A 21635-nucleotide genomic window follows, 5' to 3' on the forward strand; every position below is an offset into this window, starting at 1 on the left:
GGCTCCGGTCAAGATCGGCCCGCTCAGGCCGGGATGAGCCCCGCGCCCTCGATCCCGTCGAGCACGAACTGCACCGACAGCGCGGCCAGCAGCATGCCCAGGAGTCGCGTGACCACCAGGATGCCGGTCGCCCCCAGCGCCCGCTCGATCAGGCCCGAGGCGAGGAACAACAGCAGCACCAGCGCCAGCACCGCCGCCATGACGAGGTGCACGCCGACAAGGTGCAGCGCGCGCCCGTCCGCCGGGGCCTGCCCGGCCAGCAGGATCATCGAGGCGATGGCGCCCGGCCCCGCGATCAGCGGGATGGCGAGCGGAAAGACCGAGGGATCGGGACGATCGTCGTCGTCCTCCGCGCTCTGCTGGCGCCGGCGCGTGCGCCGGTCGAACAGCATGTCGAGCGCAGTGAGGAACAAAAGGATCCCGCCGGCAATCCGGAAGGCGGGCATCGAGATGCCGACGAAGCCCAGAACCGCCTCGCCCGCCAGCCCGAACAGTGTCAGCAGCCCCAGCGCGATCAGGCAGGCCCGCAGGGCGATCGCCCGCCGCCGCGCGCCCGTCTCGCCCGCGGTGAGCGCCACGAAGAGCGGGGCCATGCCTATGGGGTCGATCACGACGAAGAGCGTGACGAAGGCCGAGAGGAGGAAGGTCGGGTCCATGCCGAAGACCGCCCTAGACCGACCTCCGTGCCGGCTCAAGCGCTCTCTCCCCTCCCGCTCCGCACCCGCGACCGCGTCCTCGCCGGCGGGCCGCGGCGACGCGCCCGGCCCTCCTTCTTCTTGCCTCAAATATCCCGGGGGAGTCGCCCGGCACGGGCGACGGGGGCAGCGCCCCCCGATCGCGGCTGCCGCCCGCGCGAGGCGCGCCGCCCTTGCGTCAGGCCGCTTCCTCGGCCGCCTCCAGCCGTTCGGCGGCGCGCATCCAGAGCGCCTCGGCCTTGTCGATCGCCTCCATTACCTCGGCGTACTTCGCCTGCCACGCCTCGCGCCGGGCCTCCATCCCCTCCTCGTAGGCGGACGGGTCGCCGAGGCGGCGGGCAAGCTCGTCGCGCATTTCCTCGAGCTTTTCCATCCGCGCCTCGCAGCGCCGCAGCTCGGCCCGCATCTCCTTGAGATCGGCGTGCGAGGGCCGGGCCGGCCTGGCCGCTGCCTTCGCGGGCTTGCGCCCTGCCACCGGCTGATCCTGCCCCAGCAGCATCATCCGGTAGCTCTCGAGGTCGCCGTCCCAGGCCGTCACCCGGCCGTCCTTCACCAGCCACAGCCGGTCTGCCACGAGCGACAGAAGGTGCATGTCGTGGCTGACGAGGATCACCGCGCCGGTATAGGCGTTGAGCGCCTCCACCAGCGCCTCGCGGCTCTCGATGTCGAGGTGGTTGGTCGGCTCGTCGAGGATCAGCATGTGCGGCGCGTCGAGCGTCGCCAGCAGGAGCGACAGCCGCGCCTTCTGCCCGCCCGACAACCGGCCGACCTCGGTCTCGGCCTGCGCGGCGGTCAGCCCGAACCCCGCGAGGCGGGCGCGCAGCCGCTTCGGCTCCTCGCCCGGGCGGTCGCGGCGCAGGTGTTCCAGCGGGGTTTCCTCCACCCGCAGCTCGTCGACCTGGTGCTGGGCGAAGTAGCCGACCCGCAGCTTCTGGGTGAAGCGCAGGTGCCCCTCCATCGGGTCGAGGCGCTTCGACAGCAGCTTGGCCAGCGTCGACTTGCCCTCGCCGTTGCGCCCCAGGAGCGCGATCCGGTCGTCCTGGTCGATGCGCAGGGACAGGCGCGAGAGCACCGCGCAGCCGTCATACCCCACCGCAGCGGCGTCGGCCTGCACGATGGGCGGCGCGAGCTCCTCGGGCGCGGGAAAGGTGAAGGCGCGCAGGGCCGCCTCCTGCGGGGTGGCGATCGGCTTCATCCGCGCGAGCATCTTGAGGCGCGACTGCGCCTGCCGCGCCTTGTCGGCCTTGTAGCGGAAGCGGTCGACATAGCTCTGCAGGTGCGCGCGCCGGGCCTCCTGCTTCTTCGCCTCCGCCTCGGCCACGGCGATGCGCGCGGCGCGCGTCTCGGCGAACGTGTCGTAGGGGCCGGAATAGAGCGTGAGCCTGCGATCCTCGAGATGCAGGATATGGCCGACCGCGCGGTTCAGCAGCCCCCTGTCGTGGCTGATGACGAGCACGGTATGGGGGTAGCGGGCGAGGTAGCTCTCGAGCCAGAGCGCGCCCTCGAGGTCGAGATAGTTCGTCGGCTCGTCGAGCAGCAGCAGGTCGGGCGCCGAGAACAGCACGGCGGCCAGCGCCACCCGCATCCGCCAGCCGCCCGAGAAGGCCGAGCACGGCATCGCCTGCTCGGCGTCGGTAAAGCCCAGACCCTTGAGGATCGCCGCCGCGCGGCCCTCGGCGGACCAGGCGTCGATGTCGGCGAGCCGCGTCTGGATGTCGGCGATCCGGGCGGGGTCGGCGGCCGTCTCGGCCTCGGCGAGCAGGCCCGCGCGCTCGGTATCGGCGGCGAGCACCGTATCGAGGAGCGACACCTCGTTGCCGGGCACCTCCTGGTCGACGCCGCCGATCCGCGCCCGGGCGGGCAGCTCGATCCGGCCGCCCTCGAGGGCGAGTTCGCCCCGGATCAGGCGGAAGAGCGTGGTCTTGCCCGCGCCGTTGCGGCCGACGATCCCCACCTTGTGACCGGCGGGAATGGTGGCCGAGGCCGCCTCGAACAGCGGGCGGCCCTCGACCGAGTAGGAGATGTCATCGATGCGCAGCATGCGGGCGTGTGACACCGCCGCCGGCATGCTGTCAATTCGCCGGCGGCGCGCAGCCCCCACCGCGGCCGGAGACCGCGGCAGCGCCCCGAGAGCGCCCCCGAGAGCGCGCCGGTAGCGCCGCCCAGGGCGAACGGCGCCGGGCGCGGCCCGCGCAAGGGGGGCGGCTGCCGGTCGCCCGGCGCCCTCGCCGATTTGGACAGCGGCGCCCGTCTCGGCTAAACCGCGATTCGGGGTGAGGCTGGGAGCCACGCGATGACGCGCTACGAGTACAAGGTCGTGCCGGCGCCCGTGCAGGGGCGCAAGGCGCGCGGCGTGAAGGGAACGGCCGGGCGTTTCGCCCATGCGCTGGAAACTCTCATGAACGAGCTCGGCGCCGAGGGGTGGGAGTATGTCCGCGCCGACACGCTGCCCTGCGAGGAGCGGACCGGCCTGACCGGGCGCACCACGACCTACCAGAACATGCTCGTGTTCCGTCGCCCCCTCGGGGCGGCCGAAGACGAGGCGGCACCGGCCATCTCGGGCCTGCTGGCCGCGCCCCTTCCGGAAGAGGGGGGCGAGGCCCGCCCGGAATGGCGCGCGCCGCTCGCCGCCACCGCCGCCGAGGCCGGCCATCACCGCGAGCCGCCGCTGACGCGCGGCGCGCCCGACGCAAGCGACGGCGCGACCGCAGGCGCGACGGGGCGGCCGAGCGACACCTCCGAGGCCGCGCGCGCAGCCGCCGCGGCCCTGAGAACCTACCGCGCCGGATCGCCCCGGGGTGCCTCCGGAGACGACGACGACGGCGCGCGCGGCCGGGGGGGCGGCCTCGCCGCCGAGTAGCCTGCGCCGGTTCGCGCTGGCGCAAAGCATCGTCTGACCGCCCTTCGCAACGGCCGTTCGGGCGCGGGTGCGCTCCCTGGCGCGGCGCGGCCCCCCATGCGCCGCCGCGCCACGGATGCGGCGCAGGCGGATCCGGACAGGAACCACGCAGGCAGTGCGCCCTTGCCACGGGCATGTCGCATGGCGTGCGCGAGGAAGTGCGGCGGATGTCCTGAGCAGGGCCACCGGCAGGGGTCGGCGCCGATCGCACGCATCGGCCCGCGCGCCCGCCGGCCCTTTCCCGGCCTTCCCCTTGCAGCCTTCCGCGATATGTTGCACTCCCGCACGCGGCCGGCCGCGCCCCGGGCGAGCGGAGACGCACGGCCACCGCAGGACGAAAGGAGCCAGCATGGCGGACGGGATGAGCGAGGCGCAGGCACGGCCGACCGAGGAAATCTCGGTGCGCGAGGTCTTCGGCGTCGAGACCGACATGGACGTCAAGGGCTTCGCCGAGCCGACCGAGCGGGTGCCCGAGCGCGACCCGACCTACAAGTTCGACCCCGACACCACCCTCGCGATCCTCGCCGGCTTCTCGCACAATCGCCGCGTGATGATCCAGGGCTACCACGGCACCGGCAAGTCGACCCATATCGAGCAGGTCGCGAGCCGGCTCAACTGGCCCTGCGTGCGGGTCAATCTCGACAGCCACATCAGCCGGATCGACCTGATCGGGAAGGATGCGATCAAGCTGCGCGACGGCAGGCAGGTCACGGAGTTCCAGGAGGGGATCCTGCCCTGGGCGCTGCGCAATCCCTGCGCCATCGTGTTCGACGAATACGACGCCGGCCGCGCCGACGTGATGTTCGTCATCCAGCGGGTGCTCGAGGCCGACGGCAAGCTGACGCTGCTCGACCAGAACGAGGTGATCACGCCGCACCCCTCGTTCCGCCTGTTCGCCACGGCCAATACCGTGGGCCTCGGCGACACGACGGGCCTCTACCACGGCACCCAGCAGATCAACCAGGGCCAGATGGACCGCTGGTCGCTGGTCGCCACGCTGAATTACCTCTCCCACGACGCCGAGACGGCAATCGTGCTGTCGAAGGCGCCGACCTACAACACCGAGAAGGGCCGCCGGCAGGTGAGCCAGATGGTGACGGTGGCCGACCTGACGCGCACCGCCTTCATGAACGGCGACCTGTCCACCGTGATGAGCCCGCGCACGGTGATCGCCTGGGCGCAGAACGCGCTGATCTTCCGCAATGTCGGCTACGCCTTCCGCCTGACCTTCCTCAACAAGTGCGACGAGCTCGAGAGGCAGACGGTGGCGGAGTTCTACCAGCGCTGCTTCGACGAGGAGCTGCCCGAGAGCGCCGTTTCGGCCGCCGCTGCGGGCCGATGACCGTCGAGGGCCGCGCGCCCGTCATCCCCACCCGCGACGACATCGCCGCCGCGTATGCCCGCATCCGCCCGCATGTGCGGCGCACGCCGCTGCTGCGGCTCGAGGCGGGGGCGCTGGGCCTGCCCTTCCCCGTCACGCTCAAGCTCGAGCACCTGCAGGTGACGGGCTCGTTCAAGGTGCGCGGCGCCTTCAACAACCTGCTTTCGCGCGAGGTGCCCGAGGCCGGAATCGTCGCCTTCTCGGGCGGCAACCACGGCGCGGCGGTGGCCCATGCGGCGACCGCTCTCGGCCACCGCTCCACCGTCTACGTGCCCGCCGCAATCGCCCGGCCCGAAAAGCTGGAGCGGATGCGCGCCTTCGGCGCCGAGGTGATCGTGGCCGAGGGCTCGGTCGCCGACGTGCTGGCGCAATACGCCGACCATGCCGAGCGCACCGGCGCGCTGTCGGTCCACCCCTACGACACGGCGCCGACGCTGTGCGGCCAGGGCACTGTTGCGGCCGAGATCGAGGAGGAGGAGGCGCTCGACACCCTACTCGTCTCGACCGGAGGAGGCGGGCTGATCGGGGGGATCGCCGCCTGGTATGCGGGCCGCACCCGTGTCGTCTCGGTCGAGACCGAGGGGACGGCGACGCTGGCCCGCACGCTCTCCGAGGGGCCGGGCGTGACGATCCAGCCCACCGGGATCGCCGCCGGATCGCTCGGCGGGCCGTCGCTCGGCCTCGTTCCCGGGGCGGTGGTGGCGGCGCATGTGAGCGACGCCTGCGTGGTGTCTGACGCCGAGGTGGTCGAGGCCGGGCGCCGCCTGTGGGACGCCGCGCGCCTCGTGGTGGAGCCGGCCGCCGCCGCCACCCTTGCCGCGCTGATCTCGGGCGCCTGGGCGCCGGCGCGGGGCGAGCGCCTCGGCCTGCTGATGTGCGGCGCCAATGTCGAACCGGGCTGGATGCTGGCCGACGGCGCCGGCTAGCACGCGCCCGGGCGCACGGCCCGAAACCTTCCCGGCGCCCCCGCGTTAGACGCGGCATGGCCTGCCGTCCGCTGCGGCGCCTTGGCGCCGTCCCTGCCCTGCCCCCTACCCCTCCGAGCAGCGCGCCCCGGCCGGACCGGCGATGCGTGCGGGTCACGCACCCCGAATTGACGAAACGATTAATTGATTGGCAGCCTTTTACGATTATCGTTCAATCCATGTGCAGGGTTGTGACGATCGTGCTCGCCCTCCTCTCGGCCCTCGCGGCGCCGGCCGTCGCCATGCCGCTCAGCCCAGGCGGGCGGGCCGAGGCCTTCGCCACCTGTATCGGCACCTACACCGCAGAGGCCGCGCATCGGCGCCTGTCCGACGGGGCAGAGGCCGAGGCGGCCGCGGCACGGCAGGCCGCCTTTCGCGCCCTGGCCGAGGCCGTCGCACCGCACCTCGCCACCGCCTCGGGCCCAGCACCTTCGGAGATCGACCTCAGGGCGCGGACGGTCCAGGCGCGCATGGCGCAGCGGGCACGCCTGTCCGACGCGGCCTTCCATCCCGACGCGGGCCGCCGGGCGCGGGCGGCCGACGCCGCCGCCGAGAGCCGCGCGGCCTGCGACCGGCTTCTGCTGGGGGCCTGACGCAAGGTCGGGGCGCACCCGCTGTCGCCGCACCGCCAGGGGGAGGGCGGGCGCCTCCGGCACGCGTGGTCGGGGCGGAAAAGCCGGGGGCGCCCCTGCCCGTGACCGCGCCACGACGCCTTGCCATTTGCGCCCGCCGCCGGTGCCGTGCGAGGTTCGCGCCGTGCCATGCTTCCCGCCTCGTCCGCTCTTCGCTGCCGCCCTGCTCGCCGCGCTCCTTGCAGCCTTGCCGTCCGCGCCGCTCGACGCGGCACCCGGCGACGGGACAGACCCGGCCCGGGCCCGCGTGGCGGCCCAGTGCGCCGCCTTCTGGGCGGGAGCGGGACACCCGGACCGTGCGGCGCCCTTCCGCGCCCTGTCCGAGGCGGCGGGGGACGACCGTGCCTTTACCGAACGCTTCATCGCACGGACCCGACCGGCGATGGAGCGGCTCTCGGCAGAGCGCGCCACCTCGCCCCGCGCGGCGGCGCTCTGGGCGCGGCACGCGGCACTGTGCGGCGGGGCGGCCGACGAGGAGTGACGGCGCGGCGCGGGCCCTCGCGCTCGGAGGGCCACGCTGTCAGGATGCCGCCGATGAGTCGCCTTCGCCCCCTCCTGCCGTCCTGCCTGCCCGCCATGTACCTCGCGGTCGCCGTCGCGGCGGCCACCCCGGCCCTCGCCGCGGCCGATCTGGCCGACCGGGGCACGTTCGAGGCTGAGGCGCGCGCTGTCGTGCCGGCGGCGGGGCCGTCCTACCCCTATCTCCGCTGCGCCGCCCTGTACCGGGCGCTGCGGCTCGCCGCGCGGTCCACCGACGGGGCGGCCGAGCGCGCGTCGGCCACTCCCGGCGAGCGGGCGCTCATCGACGAGGCTGCGCGCGCCCGGGTCGAGCGGACGGGGCTGCGCCGGGTGCAGGTGGGCGCCCAGGTGGAGGGCGACATCGCGGCGCTCGGGCGACTGTACACCGGCCGCTTCGAGACGCTGGCCGAGCGGGACGCCGACCGCTGGTGGGACGACCCGCTGGTGGAGACCGACCTGCGCGCCTGCGGCCTGCTGCTCGAGAGCCTCGGCGCCGCCGGCCGCAGCGACGCCCCGCAGGCCGGACAGGGGGCACCGGACCCGGAGTTGAGCGCGGAGCCGGGCGCAGCGCAGCGCTGAGCGCAGGAGCGTTAACCATCGGTTAAGGTTCCGCTCGCCTGCGGCCCGGGCACGGTGGCACTCTGGCGCCATGACACGGCTGAGATTCATCCTCACCGCGACGGCGATCATGGTACTGATCGCGCTTGCGCTGCCCGCCCCCGCGGTGGCGCAGGCGCAGGAGCCGCGCGACCGCCGCGCGTTCGAGGCCGCGGCCGAGGCGGCGGCCCCCATGGCCGGCCGCTCCTACGCCTGGGCGCGCTGCGCGGGGCTCTACCGATCGGTGCGGCTCCATGCCGGGCGGCAGGCACTCGGCGAGACAAGGTGGGACTACGCCAGCCAGGTCGAGGCGGCGCTCCACCGCCGCGCCTCGCTGGAACGGGCCGAGGAGTTCGGCCAGGCGTGGCCCTCGGCACGGGTGTCGGCCGAGGTCGACATCGACGCGCTCGCCCGCCTCTACCTCGCCCGCTACCACGCGATGATCGCCGCGACTGGCCGGCCGTGGTCGCGCGATCCGCTCTGGGCACAGGACAACGCGACCTGCGGCGGGCTGCTCGACGGCCTTTGACGCCCTCTCGCCGCGGTGCTGCATGTCCTCGGGCTACGTCGCCCCGCGCGGCAGCCGAACGCCGCAGCGGCGGGCGGCGGGGCTGGCCGTTGGCCGATCCTTCGTGTCACAAGGAGCCATGCCGCGACCGACTCGAGAGACCCCTCCGGACCTCAGGCACGCCGCGAAAGGTGGGGCGCCCCACCGGGCGTCGCCGGCGCCTGTCCGCGTTCTCCCCGGTCCGGCGTGGCGACGAGGGCCACGCCTGCGCGCGGGCGCCATCGCCGGCGCCGGCCGGCACCCTGCCGGGCCCGACCGCCTGGCCCGGCCCACGGATCTGCCGCGGCACACCCGGACGGAGCGGCGAGGATGAAGCTTCGCCAGCCGCACCATGCCGCGCCGGGGGATGCCGCCGCGCGCCGCGCCGCCCGCCCCGTCGTGGCCTATCGGCCCGACACGCTGCCCCCGGTGGATCTTGCCGGCCTGCGCGCCCGCAAGGCGCGGCTGACGCAGCGACGGTCGGTCGTGGCCGCCCCGCGCGACGCCGCCTGCATCGAGGTGCCGGCCGGCGCCGTCTTTCGCATCGTCTGCACCGGCGGGCCGCAGGTGGGCGACCTCAACCTGTGGAACGCCCGCGACCTGACCGAGCGATTCTACGCCGGCAAGACGCGGGCGCTGCACGGCACCCACCTGTCGACCGGCGACCGGCTGTGGTCGAGCTTTCCGCACCTGCGGCCGATGGCGACGATCATCGCGGACAGCCTCGACTGGTACGGCTTCGACGCCGACGGCGCCTCGGTGCACGACGTGATCGGCACCCGCTGCGACCCCTACACGGCCCGCCTGCTGGGCGGGGCGGACTATCATCAGTGCTGCCACTCGAACCTGACCCGCGCGCTGGCCGCCGCGCGGGCGTTGGATCTCGACGTTGCGGAGGGGCTGGTGCACGACGTGCTCAACGTCTTCATGTGCACGGGCTTCACCGCCGACACGCACCAGTATTTCATGAAGGCGAGCCCGGTGCGCCCGGGCGATTTCCTGGAGTTCGTGGCCGGCATCGACCTTCTCGTGGGGCTGTCGGCCTGCCCGGGGGGCGACTGCTCGGCCGAGCATTCCTCCGACGCGGCGGCCTGCCACCCGCTCGTGATCGAGGTCGACACGCTGCCCGAGGGCGCGGAGGACGACTGGCAGCCGCCTGAGCCCGTGCCCTACGACCGAAGCCACGGCACCTAGGCGCCCCGACCCCGCGTCGCCCCGACCCGGCGTGGCCCTTACCCCGCGTCGCCCCGACCCGGCGTTGCGCCGGGGGGCCGCGGCGGGCCGTGCGTATTTCGAACAGAAAGAAGCAGCGCGCGCGGCGCCGGGCGTCGGCCGGCGTGCCGAGACCCTGCCGTCACCCGGGCGCGCGCACATGGAGCGCCGGCCGGCGGGCCTCGGTCAGCCGGCGAGGAGGTCGGCGTTGCCGCCGGCGGCTGTGGTGTCGACGCTGACGGCCACCTCGCGCACGCACCAGCGGGCGAAGTCGGCGCCCGTGAGCAGCGGCACGATGGGGCCTTGTCGCGCGGCGAGCGCGCGGGCGTAGGGCGCGGGATCGTCGCCCTCGTAGACGACCGCCGCGAGAGCGGGCAGCGCGGTGAGCGCTTCGGGGGCCACGTGGCCGTCGATCTCGGGCGAGCCGGGAGCGGCGGCGAGGGCCGCGGCCCCGGCCGCGCGGGCGGCGGCGGCCTGCTCCTCGGCGCGGGCGGCGCCGGGTCCGAGGCAGAGGACGGGGCCGCGCCCCACGGTGCCGTAGCGGTTGGATTCGCCGGTGGGACCGGGCAGGTCGGCCAGCCCCGCCGGGTCGAGCGCGGGCACGGCCAGCGCGGCCAGCGCCCCGGCCAGCCGCTGCGGGTCGGCCTCGGGGTGCGCCTCGGCGGCGGTTTCGGCGGGCAGACCGACCTGCGGGGCGGCCGTGAAGCGCGGCAGGTAGCGGGGGCCGCCGGCCTTGGGCCCAGTGCCCGACAGGCCGTGCCCGCCGAAGGGCTGGGAGCCCACGATGGCGCCGATCTGGTTGCGGTTGACGTAGACGTTGCCGACCGAGATGCGCGCGACCACCTGCTCGATGCGGTCGGTGATGCGCGAATGCATGCCGAAGGTCAGACCGTAGCCCTTGGCGTTGATCGCGTCGACCACGCGGTCGAGATCCTCGGCGCGGTAGCGGGCGATGTGCAGGACCGGGCCGAAGATCTCTTCCTCGAGATCCTCGATGCCCGAGACGGCGATGGCGGCGGGCCCGGCGAAGGTGCCGGGCAGATCGGGCGGATCGACCTGCCTCAGCAGGCGGCCCGAGGCGCGGGCGGCCTCGACATGGGCCGCGATCTTCGCCAGCGCGGTCTCGTCGATGACGGGGCCGACATCGACCGCAGGGTCGACCGGGTCGCCGATCACCAGCGCCTCCATCGCGCCGAAGAGCATGGCCATCAGATCGTCGGCCACCTCGTCCTGCACGTAGAGGATGCGCGCGGCGGAGCAGCGCTGCCCGGCCGACTGGAAGGCCGAGGCCACGATGTCGCGCACCGCCTGTTCCGGCAGGGCGGTGGAATCGACGACCATCGCGTTGAGGCCGCCCGTCTCGGCGATCAGGGGCGCGCCCGGCGCGGCCTCGGCGCGGGCGACCTCGATGCGCTTGGCCGTGGCGGTGGAGCCGGTGAAGGCGAGGCCCGCGACGCCGGGATCGGCGGCGAGGGCGGCGCCCACCTCGGCCCCGGTGCCGGGCACGAGGCGCAGGACATCCGCCGGCACGCCCGCCTCGTGCATCAGCGCCACGCCGAGCGCGGCGGTGAGCGGGGTGGTCTCGGCGGGCTTGGCCACGACGCCGTTGCCGGCGGCGAGCGCGGCGGCGATCTGACCGGTGAAGATGGCGAGCGGGAAGTTCCAGGGCGAGATGCAGGCGAAGACGCCGCGGCCCGCGACCGTCTCGCCCGCCGCGTCGAGCCGCCGGGCCTCGGCGGCGTAGTAGCGCAGGAAGTCGACCGCCTCGCGCAGTTCGGCCACGCCGTCGAGCAGGGTCTTGCCGGCCTCGCGGGTGCAGCGGGCGAAGATCTCTGCGGCGTTCGCCTCGTAGAGATCGGCCGCGCGCTCGAGCGCGGCGGCACGCTCCTCGACGGGTGCGTCCCAGGGCCGCGTCGCGGCGACGGCAGCGCGGGCAGCATCGGCGGTGGCGAAGATCGCCGTGCCCACCCTCTCGCCCGTGGCGGGGTTGAGAACGGCGGTCTCGGTGCCCTCGCCCTCGCCCGCGTGCCAGTCGCCGCCCGCGCGGCGGGCCACTTCCTCGGCCAGAAGATCGACCGTCTCTGGGTCGTCGAGATCCCAGCCGCGCGAGTTGCGGCGGGCGGGCGCGAAGAGCTCTGAGGCGAGCTGGATGCGGGCGGGCCGCACAAGCCCGGCCTCGACGGCGGCGAACGGGTCGGCCGCGATCTCGGCGGGGCTCATCGAGGCGTCGAAGATCTGGTTGACGAAGGACGAGTTGGCGCCGTTCTCGAGAAGGCGCCGCACGAGGTAGGCGAGCAGGTCGCGGTGGTGGCCAACGGGGGCGTAGACCCGGCAGCGATGCGCGTTGCCCTTGAGCACGTGATCGTAGAGCGCCTCGCCCATCCCATGCAGGCGCTGGAACTCGAACGAGGTGACGCCCGCGGCCTCGGCGTATTCCTGCACCGCGGCGACGGTGTGGGCGTTGTGGGTGGCGAACTGGGGGTAGATGCGATCGTCGCATCCCAGCAGCTTGCGCGCGCAGCACAGATAGCTTGCATCCGTCGCGGGCTTGGTGACCCAGACGGGGAAGCGGTCGAGCCCGGTGACCTGCGCGTGCTTGATCTCGGTATCCCAGTAGGCGCCCTTGACGAGGCGCACCATGATCCGGCGGTCGTGGCGCTCGGCCATGGCGTGGACACGGTCGATGACCTGCGCCGCACGGCGGTTGTAGGCCTGGATCACCACGCCGAAACCGTCCCACCCGGCGAGCGCCTCGTCGGCCACGACGTTCTCGATCACGTCGAGCGACAGGTCGAGGCGCGAGTCTTCCTCTGCGTCGATGTTGAGGCCGATCCCCGCCTCCTTCGCCTGGTGCACGAGCGAGGCGAGGCGCGGCACAAGCGTCGCCATCACCGTCTCGCGCTGGCGCGTCTCGTAGCGGGGGTGGAGGGCGGAGAGCTTGACCGAGATGCCGGGTGCGTCGCGGATGTCGCCGCCCGCCTCGGCGGCGATCGCCGCGATCGCGTGGGCGTAGGAGGCGTGGTAGCGCAGCGCGTCGGCGTCGGTCATCGCCGCCTCGCCCAGCATGTCGTAGGAAAAGGTGTAGCCCCTGGCGGCGAAGCCGCGGGCGCGGCTCATCGCGCCCTCGATGGTGGTGCCGAGCACGAACTGGCGGCCCATCTCGCGGATCGCGCGGGTGACGGCGGTGCGGATCACCGGCTCGCCGAGGCGCCGGACAGCGCCGCGCAGCGTGTCGGCGAGGCTGCCCGAGCGCTCCTCGCGCAGCACCGCGCCGGTGAGGTAGAGACCCCAGGTCGAGGCATTGACGAGGCTCGATTCGGACTGGCCGAGATGCGCGTCCCACCGGCTGCCTGCGATCTTGTCCTCGATCAGGTCGTCGATCGTGGCGGCGTCGGGCACCCGCAGAAGCGCCTCCGCAAGGCACATCAGCGCCACGCCCTCCTCCGACGACAGGCCGTATTCGCCGAGGAACTTCTCCATGATCGAGGGGTGCCCCTCTTCGCGGATGGCGCGCACCAACGCCTCGGCGCGCGCCTGGGTGGCCGCGCGCAGCTCCGGCACGGGCCCGTGCGCGGCGATCAGCGGCGCGAGGTCGACGGCGTCGTCGTCGCGCGGGTCGACGTCTGGCGAGGCGGGGAGGGTGCGCGTCTCGTTCATGCTCCGAGGGTGGGCCCCGTGCGACGCGAAGTCAAACCGGCAAGGGCGAGCATCGGCCGGCCGACGGCGGACGGGGCTGCGTGCGCCTCTCTCCCCCTGCCCCCATGGCGCCCGCCGCCCCGCCGGTCTAGATTGCGCCTCAGCACGAAGGGGGGCCGGATGAGCCGACGCGACGACAACCCGTCCGAACCGTTCAAGAAGGCGCTGGCCGAAGCCACGCGCGTGATGGCCGACGACCCGGAGCTCGGCGTGACCTACTCGGTCGACCCGCCGGGCCTGTCGGGCGACGCGCTGCGCCTGCCGCAGATCTCGCGCCGGATGACCCCGCAGGAGGTGCTGCTCGCCCGCGGCACGGCCGACGCCTACGCCCTTCGGCGCAAGTACCACGACGAGGGGGTGGCGGCGCGCTACCTGCCCCAGGGCCAGATGGCGCGCGACCTCTATGACGCGATGGAGACGGCCCGCTGCGAGGCGGTGGGCGCGCGCACCATGCCCGGCACCGCCGGCAACATCGACGCCCGCATCGGCGCCGAGGCCGAGCGGCGTGGCTACGCCCGGATCGACACTGCCACCGAGGCGCCGCTGGCGGTGGCGGCGGGCTATCTCATCCGCCAGCTCGCCACCGGCCGGCCCCTGCCCGAGGGCGCGCAGAACGTGCTCGACCTCTGGCGCGAGCACCTCGAGGGCTCGGCCGCCGAGACGCTGCCCGACCTCGAGACCTGCCTGACCGACCAGGCCGCCTTCGCACGCTTCGCTCGCCGCGTCATCGAGGATCTCGGCTACGGCGACCAGCTGGGCGACGACCCCGACACCGCCGACGACGAGGACCAGTCGGAAGATGCCTCGGCCGACGAGGAGGAGAGCCCGCAGGAGGGCGAGGACGAGGACGACAGCCAGGAGGACGCCGACGCCGCTCCCGACCGCGACCAGGAAACGCAGGACGACCCCGCCGAAGCGCAGGTGACGCTGGACGACGCCGCCGAGGCCGAGCTCGACGACCAGTCGGAGCTGCCCGAGGGCGAGGCGCCCCTCGAGCCGCCGCCCCCTGCCCCGCATTCCGAGGCCGATCCGGCCTATGCCGTCTACACGCCCGAGTTCGACGAGGAGATCCTGGCGACCGACCTCGCCGAGCCGCAGGAGCTGGAGCGGCTGCGCGCCTATCTCGACCAGCAGCTCGACCCGCTGAAGGGCGCTGTGGGGCGGCTCGCCAACAAGCTGCAGCGCCGGCTCCAGGCGCAGCAGAACCGCAGCTGGGAGTTCGACCGCGAGGAGGGCATCCTCGACGCGGGGCGCCTCGCCCGCGTGGTCGCCAACCCGACAACGCCGCTGTCGTTCAAGGTGGAGAAGGATACCGAGTTCCGCGACACGGTGGTGACGCTCCTGCTCGACAATTCCGGCTCGATGCGCGGCCGGCCGATCTCGATCGCCGCGATCTGCGCCGACGTGCTGGCGCGGACGCTGGAACGCTGCGCGGTCAAGGTCGAGATCCTCGGCTTCACGACGCGGGCGTGGAAGGGCGGGCAGGCCCGCGAGCGATGGCTGGCCGAGGGGCGGCCCGCCGGGCCGGGCCGGCTCAACGATCTGCGCCACATCGTCTACAAGCCCGCCGACGCGCCGTGGCGCAGGTCGCGCGACAACCTCGGCCTGATGATGAAGGAGGGCCTGCTGAAGGAGAACATCGACGGCGAGGCGCTGGAATGGGCGCACCGCCGGCTCGGGGCGCGGGGCGAGGCGCGCAAGATCCTCATGGTGATCTCCGACGGCGCGCCGGTCGACGACTCCACCCTCTCGGTGAACCCCTCGAACTACCTCGAGAAGCATCTGCGCGACGTGATCGCGATGATCGAGCGCAAGCGGATGGTCGAGCTTCTGGCCATCGGCATCGGCCACGACGTGACGCGCTACTACGACCGGGCGGTGACGATCACCGATGTCGAGCAGCTCGCCGGCGCCATGACCGAGCAGCTGGCCGCGCTGTTCGATACCGATCCCCGCGCCCGCGCCCGCTTCGCCGGGCTCAGGCACGCGGGAATGCGCCACACCGGGATGAGGAAGGCAGGCTGATGTTCCAGAGCTTCGAGAGCCTGACCCGCCCCGAGCAGGGGCCGCCGCGGCTCGCCGCGCTGCGCGAGGCGATGGTGGCCGAAGGGGTCGACGCCTTTCTGGTACCGCGGGCCGATGCGCACCAGGGCGAATACGTGGCGCCGCGCGACGAGCGGCTGGCCTGGCTGACGGGCTTCACCGGCTCGGCGGGTTTCTGCGCCGTCCTGGCAGATCAGGCGGGCCTGTTCGTCGACGGCCGCTACACGCTGCAGGCCGGGCAGCAGGTGGATTCCGCCGCATTCACGCCCGTCCCCTGGCCGCAGACGAAGCTCGCCGACTGGCTGTCGGAGCGTCTGCCGGGCGGCGGCACGGTCGGCTTCGACCCCTGGCTGCACACGGTCAGGGAGATCGCCGATCTTCGCGCAAAGGGTGAAGATCACGGGATAACCTGCCGGGAATCAATAAATCTCGTCGATGCGACATGGCCCGACCAGCCGGGCCCGCCGCGCGGCGCGTTCCGCGTCCACCCCGACTCGCTCGCGGGCGAGAGCCACGCCGACAAGCGCGCCCGCCTCGCCGCCGAGCTCGCCCATGCCGGCCACGGGGCCGCCGTGCTCACCTCGCCCGACAGCATCGCGTGGCTGCTCAACATCCGCGGCTCCGACATCCGCTGCAACCCGGTGCCCCACGCCTTCGCGCTGTTGCACGAGACCGGCCTGGTCGAGCTTTTCGCCGATCCCGCCAAGCTCACCGCCGAGGTGCGCGCCCATCTCGGAAAGGACGTCGCCCTGCATCCGCCGGAGGCCTTCGCCGGCCGCCTCTCCGAGCTGACCGGCCCGGTGCGGATCGACCCGGCCTCGGCGCCGGTGGCGGTGGAGCGCGCCCTGCCCGAGCCCGTCCACGGACCCGACCCCTGCCTGCTGCCCAAGGCGCGCAAGACCCCGGCCGAGATCGCCGGGATGGAGGCTGCCCACCTGCGCGACGCCGCCGCCATGTGCCGCTTCCTCGCCTGGCTGGACGAGGCCGCGCCCACCGGCGCGCTCACCGAGATCGACGTGGTGACGCGGCTGGAGGAGGAGCGCCGTCGCGCGGCCGAACTCGTCGAGATCAGCTTCGACACGATCTGCGGGGCCGGGCCGCACGGCGCCATCGTCCACTACCGTGTCACGCAGGAGACGAACGCCCCCGTCACGCCCGGCGAGCTGCTGCTGATCGACTCGGGCGGTCAATACGTCGACGGCACGACCGACATCACCCGAACCGTGGCCACCGGCCCCGTGACCGACGCCCAGCGCGCCGCCTTCACGCAGGTGCTCAAGGGCCTGGTCGCCATCCACCGCGCACGCTGGCCCCGCGGGCTGGCGGGCCGCGACCTCGACGCGCTGGCACGCATCGCGCTCTGGCGCGCGGGGCGCGACTACGACCACGGCACGGGCCACGGCGTCGGCGCGGCCCTGTCGGTGCACGAGGGGCCGCAGCGGCTGTCGCGCGTCTCCGACGTGGCGCTCGAGCCGGGTATGGTGCTGTCGAACGAGCCGGGCTACTACCGCGCCGGCGAGTGGGGCATCCGGCTGGAAAACATCGTCCACGTGGTGCCGGCCGCGGAACTGGAAGGGGGCGACGCGCGCGAGATGCTCGCCTTCGCCAATCTCACCTGGGTTCCGATCGACCGTCGCCTGGTCGACCGGGACATGCTCGACCGCGACGAGGCCGCCTGGTGCGATGCCTACCACGCCGAGATCCGCGCCAGGGTCGGGCCGCTGGTCGAGGGCGCGGTGGCCGACTGGCTCGCGCGGGCGACCGCGCCGCTCTGACGCGGCGACACGAAACCGTCACACGCCGGCGTCAGGCCGGCAGGGCGCGGGCGACACCGCGCGAGGCTCGAGGGAGGGCAGCATGGCCGACCATATCACCATTTCCAAGGCACCGGGCACCTGGGTGGTGCGCGCGGGCGGCGCCGTCATCGGCGAGACCACGCGGGCGCTCGAGCTGCGCGAGGGCGACTACCCGCCGGTCGTCTACTTTCCGCGCGAGGACATCGCGATGGCCTTCCTCGAGCCCGGCACGCGGGTCAGCCACTGCCCCCACAAGGGCGACGCGACGCATTACTCCATCGTCACCAAGAGTCGGTCGCTGTCCGACGCCGCCTGGTCCTACGAGACACCGAAAGAGGACGTCGCCCGCATCGCCGGGCACCTTGCCTTCTACACCGGCACCGACGAGGTGACCGTCGAGCAGCTCTGACGGGCCGCGCCCCGCGGCACGAGGCTGCCGGAGAGCGGCGCGCGCCGCGGCGGCCCGCGACGGCAGCTCGCGACGAGGGCCAGCCACTGGGGCCAGCAACGGGGGCCAGCAACGGTGGCCAGCAACAGGGGCCAGCGACGGGGGCCAGCGACGGGGACACGCTCCACCGAGCGCGGCCGTCGGGACCGGCTTGACGGGTCCGACGGTCCATGCCCTCCCCCGACCCGATCGCGCCGGCTGAGCAGGCGCGCCCCGAGCGGCCCTGCCCCGAGCGGCCCCGCACCGCAGCGTCCACCCCGCCGTCGTCGCAACGCCTGCCCGAGCGGCGCCGTCAGGCGCCCCTCGTCACCCCCTCGCACGCCGCCGTCACCTGCGCCAAGGGCCTGGCGCCCGGTGAGCCCGAGCGCCCTCCCGTCCCATCCGCGCGCCCGCGCCGGGGTGGCGCGCCCGCAGCCGCACCAGCGGCTGCCGGGCCCAACGCAGCGAGGCGCGCAGGCGCCGAGCGGAGGCGGGAGCACCCCCGGCGCCGTTCCTTTCCGTCAGGAGTGCTCCTCCGCCGCGGTCTCGGCGAGCGCGCGGTTGTAGGCGCGCAGGGCGTCGACATGGAAGAGCGCGCCCAGCAGGTCGGGCTCCGCCTCGCCCTTGCGCTGGCGCACGACGGGCAGGAAGGCGTTGCCCTCCCGGTCGAACATCGGCAGCGCGTCCTCCAGCGTCGCCTCCTGAGGCAGCCACACGCCCTGGGCCATGAGCTCGAGGCAGGCCGCCTCGGAGGCGGCGCGCGGCCCGTCCTTGGGCCGCATGAGGCTCTGCGCGGTATGCAGCGACATCAGGTAGGCCTGCGGCCCGGCGGCAAAGCGGATGCCGCGCCGCTCGAGCTGGGTGATGAAGAACGACATGTCGACCGCCCGGCTCGCGATCGCCGTCGAGGTCGAGACGGCGACCATCACCGCGAGGCCCGTCTGCCAGTCGCCGGTCAGCTCGAAGACGATCAGCGTGGTCGAGATCGGGGCGCCGAGCACGCCTGCCGCCACCGCTCCCATCCCGGCCAGCGCATAGAGCGTCGCGCTGCCCGACATCTCGGGCGCGAGCCCCACCGCGACATGGCCGAAGGCGAGCCCGGTCAGCGCCCCCACCATCAGCGAGGGCGAGAAGACGCCGCCGCCCATGCGCCCGCCCATGGTGATGGCCACCGCCGCGATCTTGACCGCGCAGAAGATCACCGCCGCGGCGAAGGTCAGATCGCCCGTCAGCGCGCGCGTCGTCGTCTCGTAGCCCACGCCGATGATGTGCGGGAACTGGATCGCCATCACGCCCAGCGCCACGCCCGAGAGGCCCGGGCGCAGCCAACGTGGCACGCGCGCGCGGGCACAGACCGAGGAGGCGATGTCGTCGGTCCAGAAGATCGCCTGCATCAGCGCCACCGCCACCAGACCGCAGACGAGTCCGAGGATCAGGAAGGCGGGCAACTCGACGTAGAAGTCGAGGCCGGTATCGGGCGTCAGCGTGAATTCGGTGACGTTGCCGAAAACCGACCGCCCGATCACCGTGCCCGCGACCGAGGCGATGACGATGGGGGCGAAGGCGTGCACGGCGTAGTGCCGCAGGATGACCTCGAGCGCGAAGATCGTGCCGGCGATCGGCGCGTTGAACGAGGCCGAAACCGCCGCCGCGACGGCGCAGCCGAGCAGGTCGCGGCCGGTGATCCCATCGGCGCGGATGCGGTCGGAGACCCAGCTCGCGATCAGCCCGGCGATATGCACCACCGGCCCCTCGCGGCCCGTCGAGCCGCCGGTCGAGAGCGTGATGAGCGAGGCGGCGGCCGAGGCAAGCCCCTCGCGCCGTTCCACCCGCCCCTCGTGGAGGGCTGCGCCCTCGATCACGTCGGCGACCGAACGCACCCGCCCGTCGCCGGTGAAGCGATCGAGGACCAGGCCCACCACGAGGCCGCCCGCCGCGGGCACGACGACCAGCCACCACCACGGCAGCGTCTCGGCGAAGGAATGGATGCGGCGAATGTCCTCGGCGCCGTAGACGAAGCCCTGCAGCCAGATGATCGACAGCCGGAACAGGACGGCCGCCGCGCCGGCCGCGACGCCGACGGCGAGCGCGATGAACCAGAAGCGCACCTGCGCCGGCCCCTCGGCGCGCACCGCGCGGAGCGCGCCGCGCAGGCTTTGCCATGCGTCGCCCGTCGTCCGCCCGAGGGGAAGCCTGTCGGGTCTGCGCTGTCTCTCTCGTCCGGTCACGCCCGTATCGTCGTTGGCCCGGCGCGTCGCGTGGTCCTGCCGGCACATGCGACCCGCCGGGGGCCGCGCGGGAACGGCCGTCGGCGCCGGGGCGCCGAGCCGCCGCCCTTTCTTCCGCTGCGGCCGTGGCTTAGGTATCGTGGCGCGACCATTGCACGGGGAGGCGGCCATGACCATGCACCAGGCGATCGCGGAGCTCGGCCATGTGCTCGGTCCCCGCCTCGTGACCGCCCGCGCCGATCTCGAGGCGCACGGCACCTCGGAGAGCCACTTTCCCCTCACCCCGCCCGACGCCGTCGTCTACCCAGAGACCGCCGAAGAGGTGGCCGAGATCGTCAGGCACTGCGCCCGGCTCGGGATGCCGGTGGTGGGCTGGGGGGTGGGCACCTCGCTCGAGGGCCACGCGCTCGCCGCGAAGGGAGGCGTGGCGGTGGATTTCTCCCGCATGAACCGGGTGCTGCGGGTCAGCGCCGAGGACATGGACTGCACGGTGCAGCCCGGCCTCACGCGCACGGGTCTGAACGAGGCGCTCAAGGCCACGGGTCTGATGTTCCCCGTCGATCCGGGCGCGGATGCCACGCTGGGCGGGATGGCGGCCTGCCGGGCGAGCGGAACGACGGCGGTGCGCTACGGCACGATGCGCGAGCAGGTGCTGGGGCTCGAGGTGGTCCTGGCCTCCGGCGAGGTGATCCGCACCGGCAGCCGCGCGCGCAAGTCGGCCTCGGGCTATGATCTGACCGGCCTTTTCGTGGGCTCCGAGGGCACCCTCGGGCTGATCACCGAGCTCACGCTGCGCCTTCACGGGCAGCCCGAGGCGGTCTCGACGGCGACCTGCGCCTTCCCGTCGGACGCCGCGGCCATCGACACGGTGATCGCCTGCATCCAGTATGGGCTCTCGCCCGCCCGCATCGAGTACATGGACGCCGAATCGGTCGCCGCGGTGAACGCCCGCGACGGCCTCGGACTGCCCGAGGCGCCGCACCTGTTGGTGGAGTTCCACGGCACCGAGGCGGGCGTCGCCGAGGAGACGGCACGCTTCGGCGAGCTTGCGGCAGAGGGCGGCGCCGAGGGCTTCCGCTGGTCGTCGCTGCCCGAGGAGCGCTCGGCGCTGTGGAAGATGCGGCACGGGGCCTACTGGGCGATCGTGGCCTCGCGGCCCGGCGCGCGCGCCATCGTCACCGACCTCTGCGTGCCGATCTCGCGGATGGCGGAGGCCATCGCCGAGACGCGCGAGGACATCGCGGCAAGCGGCATCCCCGGCCCGCTGGTGGGCCACGTGGGCGACGGCAACGTCCACGCCGCCCTTCTGGTCGACCCCGACCGGCCCGAGGAATGGGAGGTGGCGACGCGGCTGGCCGAGCGCATGGCCGACCGCGCCCTGCGCCTCGGCGGCACCGTGACCGGCGAGCACGGCGTGGGCATGGGCAAGCTCAAGCACATGGCGGCCGAACATGGCGCCGCCTGGGGCGTGATGGGCGCGATCAAGCGCGCGCTCGACCCGGCCGGCCTTCTCAACCCCGGCAAGGTGGTGCCGCAGGACCGCTGAGCGCGGGGGCTCGGCCCGGGCGCGCGCGGCGGCTGCGCGAGCCAGAAGCGGCTCGGGCTCGTGAGACCGGCGGACGACACAGGGCCATCCCTCGGGAGGACGCCGGGACGACCTGCGCAGCGGGCGGGACCGGCTCGATGCCTCCCGGCGGCGGGGCGCCTCGTCAGCGCCAGTGCACGGGAGGGATCGACGGGGCGCCCCCCCCCGCCCTCCGGTGCGCCTTGGCGGGCGCTCCCGCGGTTGGGCCCGGCCGCGGGCGCGAGGCGAGCGGCGCTTGCGCGGGCGGCGCGGCCGGCGCGTCTGCCGAACGGTCGCTCGCCGGGCCGGTTCAGCGGGGTCAGCCGGCAGCGGGCGCCGGGGGGCGTCCGAGGCGGCGGCAGGCGCGGCGGCAGGCGCGTCTGCCGAACGGTCGCTTTCACGGCCGCGTCAGGCGCGTCAGAGGGCGGCAGGCA

16 protein-coding genes are annotated in these 21635 nt (G+C 73.9%); 12 read left to right on the forward strand and 4 right to left on the reverse strand.

Annotated elements, in window-relative coordinates; genetic code table 11:
• Window positions 1-23: 23 nt before the first annotated feature.
• Together DLJ49_RS04430 and DLJ49_RS04435 are read right to left on the reverse strand one after the other, a co-directional pair.
• Window positions 24-656, reverse strand: coding sequence for a MarC family protein (locus DLJ49_RS04430; protein ID WP_115392305.1), 633 nt, complete (start codon window positions 654-656; stop codon window positions 24-26).
• Between the two features lie 217 nt (window positions 657-873).
• Window positions 874-2736: an ABC-F family ATP-binding cassette domain-containing protein gene (locus tag DLJ49_RS04435; RefSeq protein ID WP_115392349.1), complete on the reverse strand. Its 1863-nt coding sequence runs from the start codon at window positions 2734-2736 to the stop codon at window positions 874-876.
• A gap of 252 nt (window positions 2737-2988) precedes the next feature.
• On the opposite strand from DLJ49_RS04435, the gene DLJ49_RS22825 reads away from it, so the two are divergent.
• From DLJ49_RS22825 to DLJ49_RS04475, 8 genes are all read left to right on the forward strand, one after another.
• Window positions 2989-3555 (forward strand): DUF4177 domain-containing protein, encoded by a 567-nt coding sequence (locus DLJ49_RS22825; protein WP_115392306.1) that lies wholly within the window; start codon window positions 2989-2991, stop codon window positions 3553-3555.
• Between the two features lie 388 nt (window positions 3556-3943).
• Window positions 3944-4936 (forward strand): cobaltochelatase subunit CobS, encoded by a 993-nt coding sequence (gene cobS / locus DLJ49_RS04445; protein WP_115392307.1) that lies wholly within the window; start codon window positions 3944-3946, stop codon window positions 4934-4936.
• Window positions 4933-5901: a serine/threonine dehydratase gene (locus DLJ49_RS04450; protein ID WP_115392308.1), complete on the forward strand. Its 969-nt coding sequence runs from the start codon at window positions 4933-4935 to the stop codon at window positions 5899-5901. The genes cobS and DLJ49_RS04450 overlap by 4 nt, the downstream gene beginning before the upstream one ends.
• Before the next feature lie 218 nt (window positions 5902-6119).
• Complete coding sequence (locus DLJ49_RS04455) at window positions 6120-6533, forward strand: hypothetical protein (protein WP_147277260.1); 414 nt, start codon at window positions 6120-6122, stop codon at window positions 6531-6533.
• 286 nt (window positions 6534-6819) lie between these two features.
• Window positions 6820-7053, forward strand: a complete 234-nt coding sequence (locus DLJ49_RS04460; RefSeq protein ID WP_158547389.1) for a hypothetical protein — start codon at window positions 6820-6822, stop codon at window positions 7051-7053.
• A 53-nt stretch (window positions 7054-7106) separates the two neighbouring features.
• A complete protein-coding gene (locus DLJ49_RS04465) occupies window positions 7107-7670 on the forward strand; it encodes a hypothetical protein (protein WP_115392311.1) in 564 nt (187 codons plus the stop codon).
• Window positions 7671-7740: 70 nt separating this feature from the next.
• Window positions 7741-8217 (forward strand): hypothetical protein, encoded by a 477-nt coding sequence (locus DLJ49_RS04470; RefSeq protein WP_115392312.1) that lies wholly within the window; start codon window positions 7741-7743, stop codon window positions 8215-8217.
• Window positions 8218-8565: 348 nt separating this feature from the next.
• Entirely contained in the window at window positions 8566-9429 is an 864-nt protein-coding gene (locus tag DLJ49_RS04475) for an urea carboxylase-associated family protein (protein ID WP_115392313.1), read from the forward strand.
• 204 nt (window positions 9430-9633) lie between these two features.
• Here DLJ49_RS04475 and putA read toward each other — a convergent pair whose 3' ends face one another.
• On the reverse strand, window positions 9634-13104 hold the full coding sequence (gene putA, locus DLJ49_RS04480) for a bifunctional proline dehydrogenase/L-glutamate gamma-semialdehyde dehydrogenase PutA (RefSeq protein WP_115392314.1): 3471 nt from the start codon (window positions 13102-13104) through the stop codon (window positions 9634-9636).
• A gap of 159 nt (window positions 13105-13263) precedes the next feature.
• Here putA and cobT point away from each other — a divergent pair, with 159 nt between their 5' ends.
• From cobT to DLJ49_RS04495, 3 genes are all read left to right on the forward strand, one after another.
• Window positions 13264-15168 (forward strand): cobaltochelatase subunit CobT, encoded by a 1905-nt coding sequence (gene cobT, locus DLJ49_RS04485; RefSeq protein ID WP_115392315.1) that lies wholly within the window; start codon window positions 13264-13266, stop codon window positions 15166-15168.
• Window positions 15168-16961, forward strand: a complete 1794-nt coding sequence (locus DLJ49_RS04490) for an aminopeptidase P family protein (RefSeq protein ID WP_115392316.1) — start codon at window positions 15168-15170, stop codon at window positions 16959-16961. The genes cobT and DLJ49_RS04490 overlap by 1 nt, the downstream gene beginning before the upstream one ends.
• An 82-nt stretch (window positions 16962-17043) precedes the next feature.
• Window positions 17044-17391 carry a DUF427 domain-containing protein gene (locus DLJ49_RS04495; RefSeq protein ID WP_115392317.1) on the forward strand — a complete coding sequence of 116 codons (348 nt, stop codon included), beginning with the start codon at window positions 17044-17046 and terminating at the stop codon, window positions 17389-17391.
• A 539-nt stretch (window positions 17392-17930) separates the two neighbouring features.
• On the opposite strand, the gene DLJ49_RS04500 is transcribed toward DLJ49_RS04495, so the two are convergent.
• Window positions 17931-19562 carry a chloride channel protein gene (locus tag DLJ49_RS04500; protein WP_233488734.1) on the reverse strand — a complete coding sequence of 544 codons (1632 nt, stop codon included), beginning with the start codon at window positions 19560-19562 and terminating at the stop codon, window positions 17931-17933.
• Window positions 19563-19806: 244 nt separating this feature from the next.
• Here DLJ49_RS04500 and DLJ49_RS04505 point away from each other — a divergent pair, with 244 nt between their 5' ends.
• Complete coding sequence (locus tag DLJ49_RS04505) at window positions 19807-21183, forward strand: FAD-binding oxidoreductase (RefSeq protein WP_115392319.1); 1377 nt, start codon at window positions 19807-19809, stop codon at window positions 21181-21183.
• Window positions 21184-21635: the final 452 nt, after the last annotated feature.

The sequence above is a fragment of the Rhodovulum sp. 12E13 genome, assembly GCF_003340565.1.
Lineage (GTDB): Bacteria > Pseudomonadota > Alphaproteobacteria > Rhodobacterales > Rhodobacteraceae > HLUCCA09.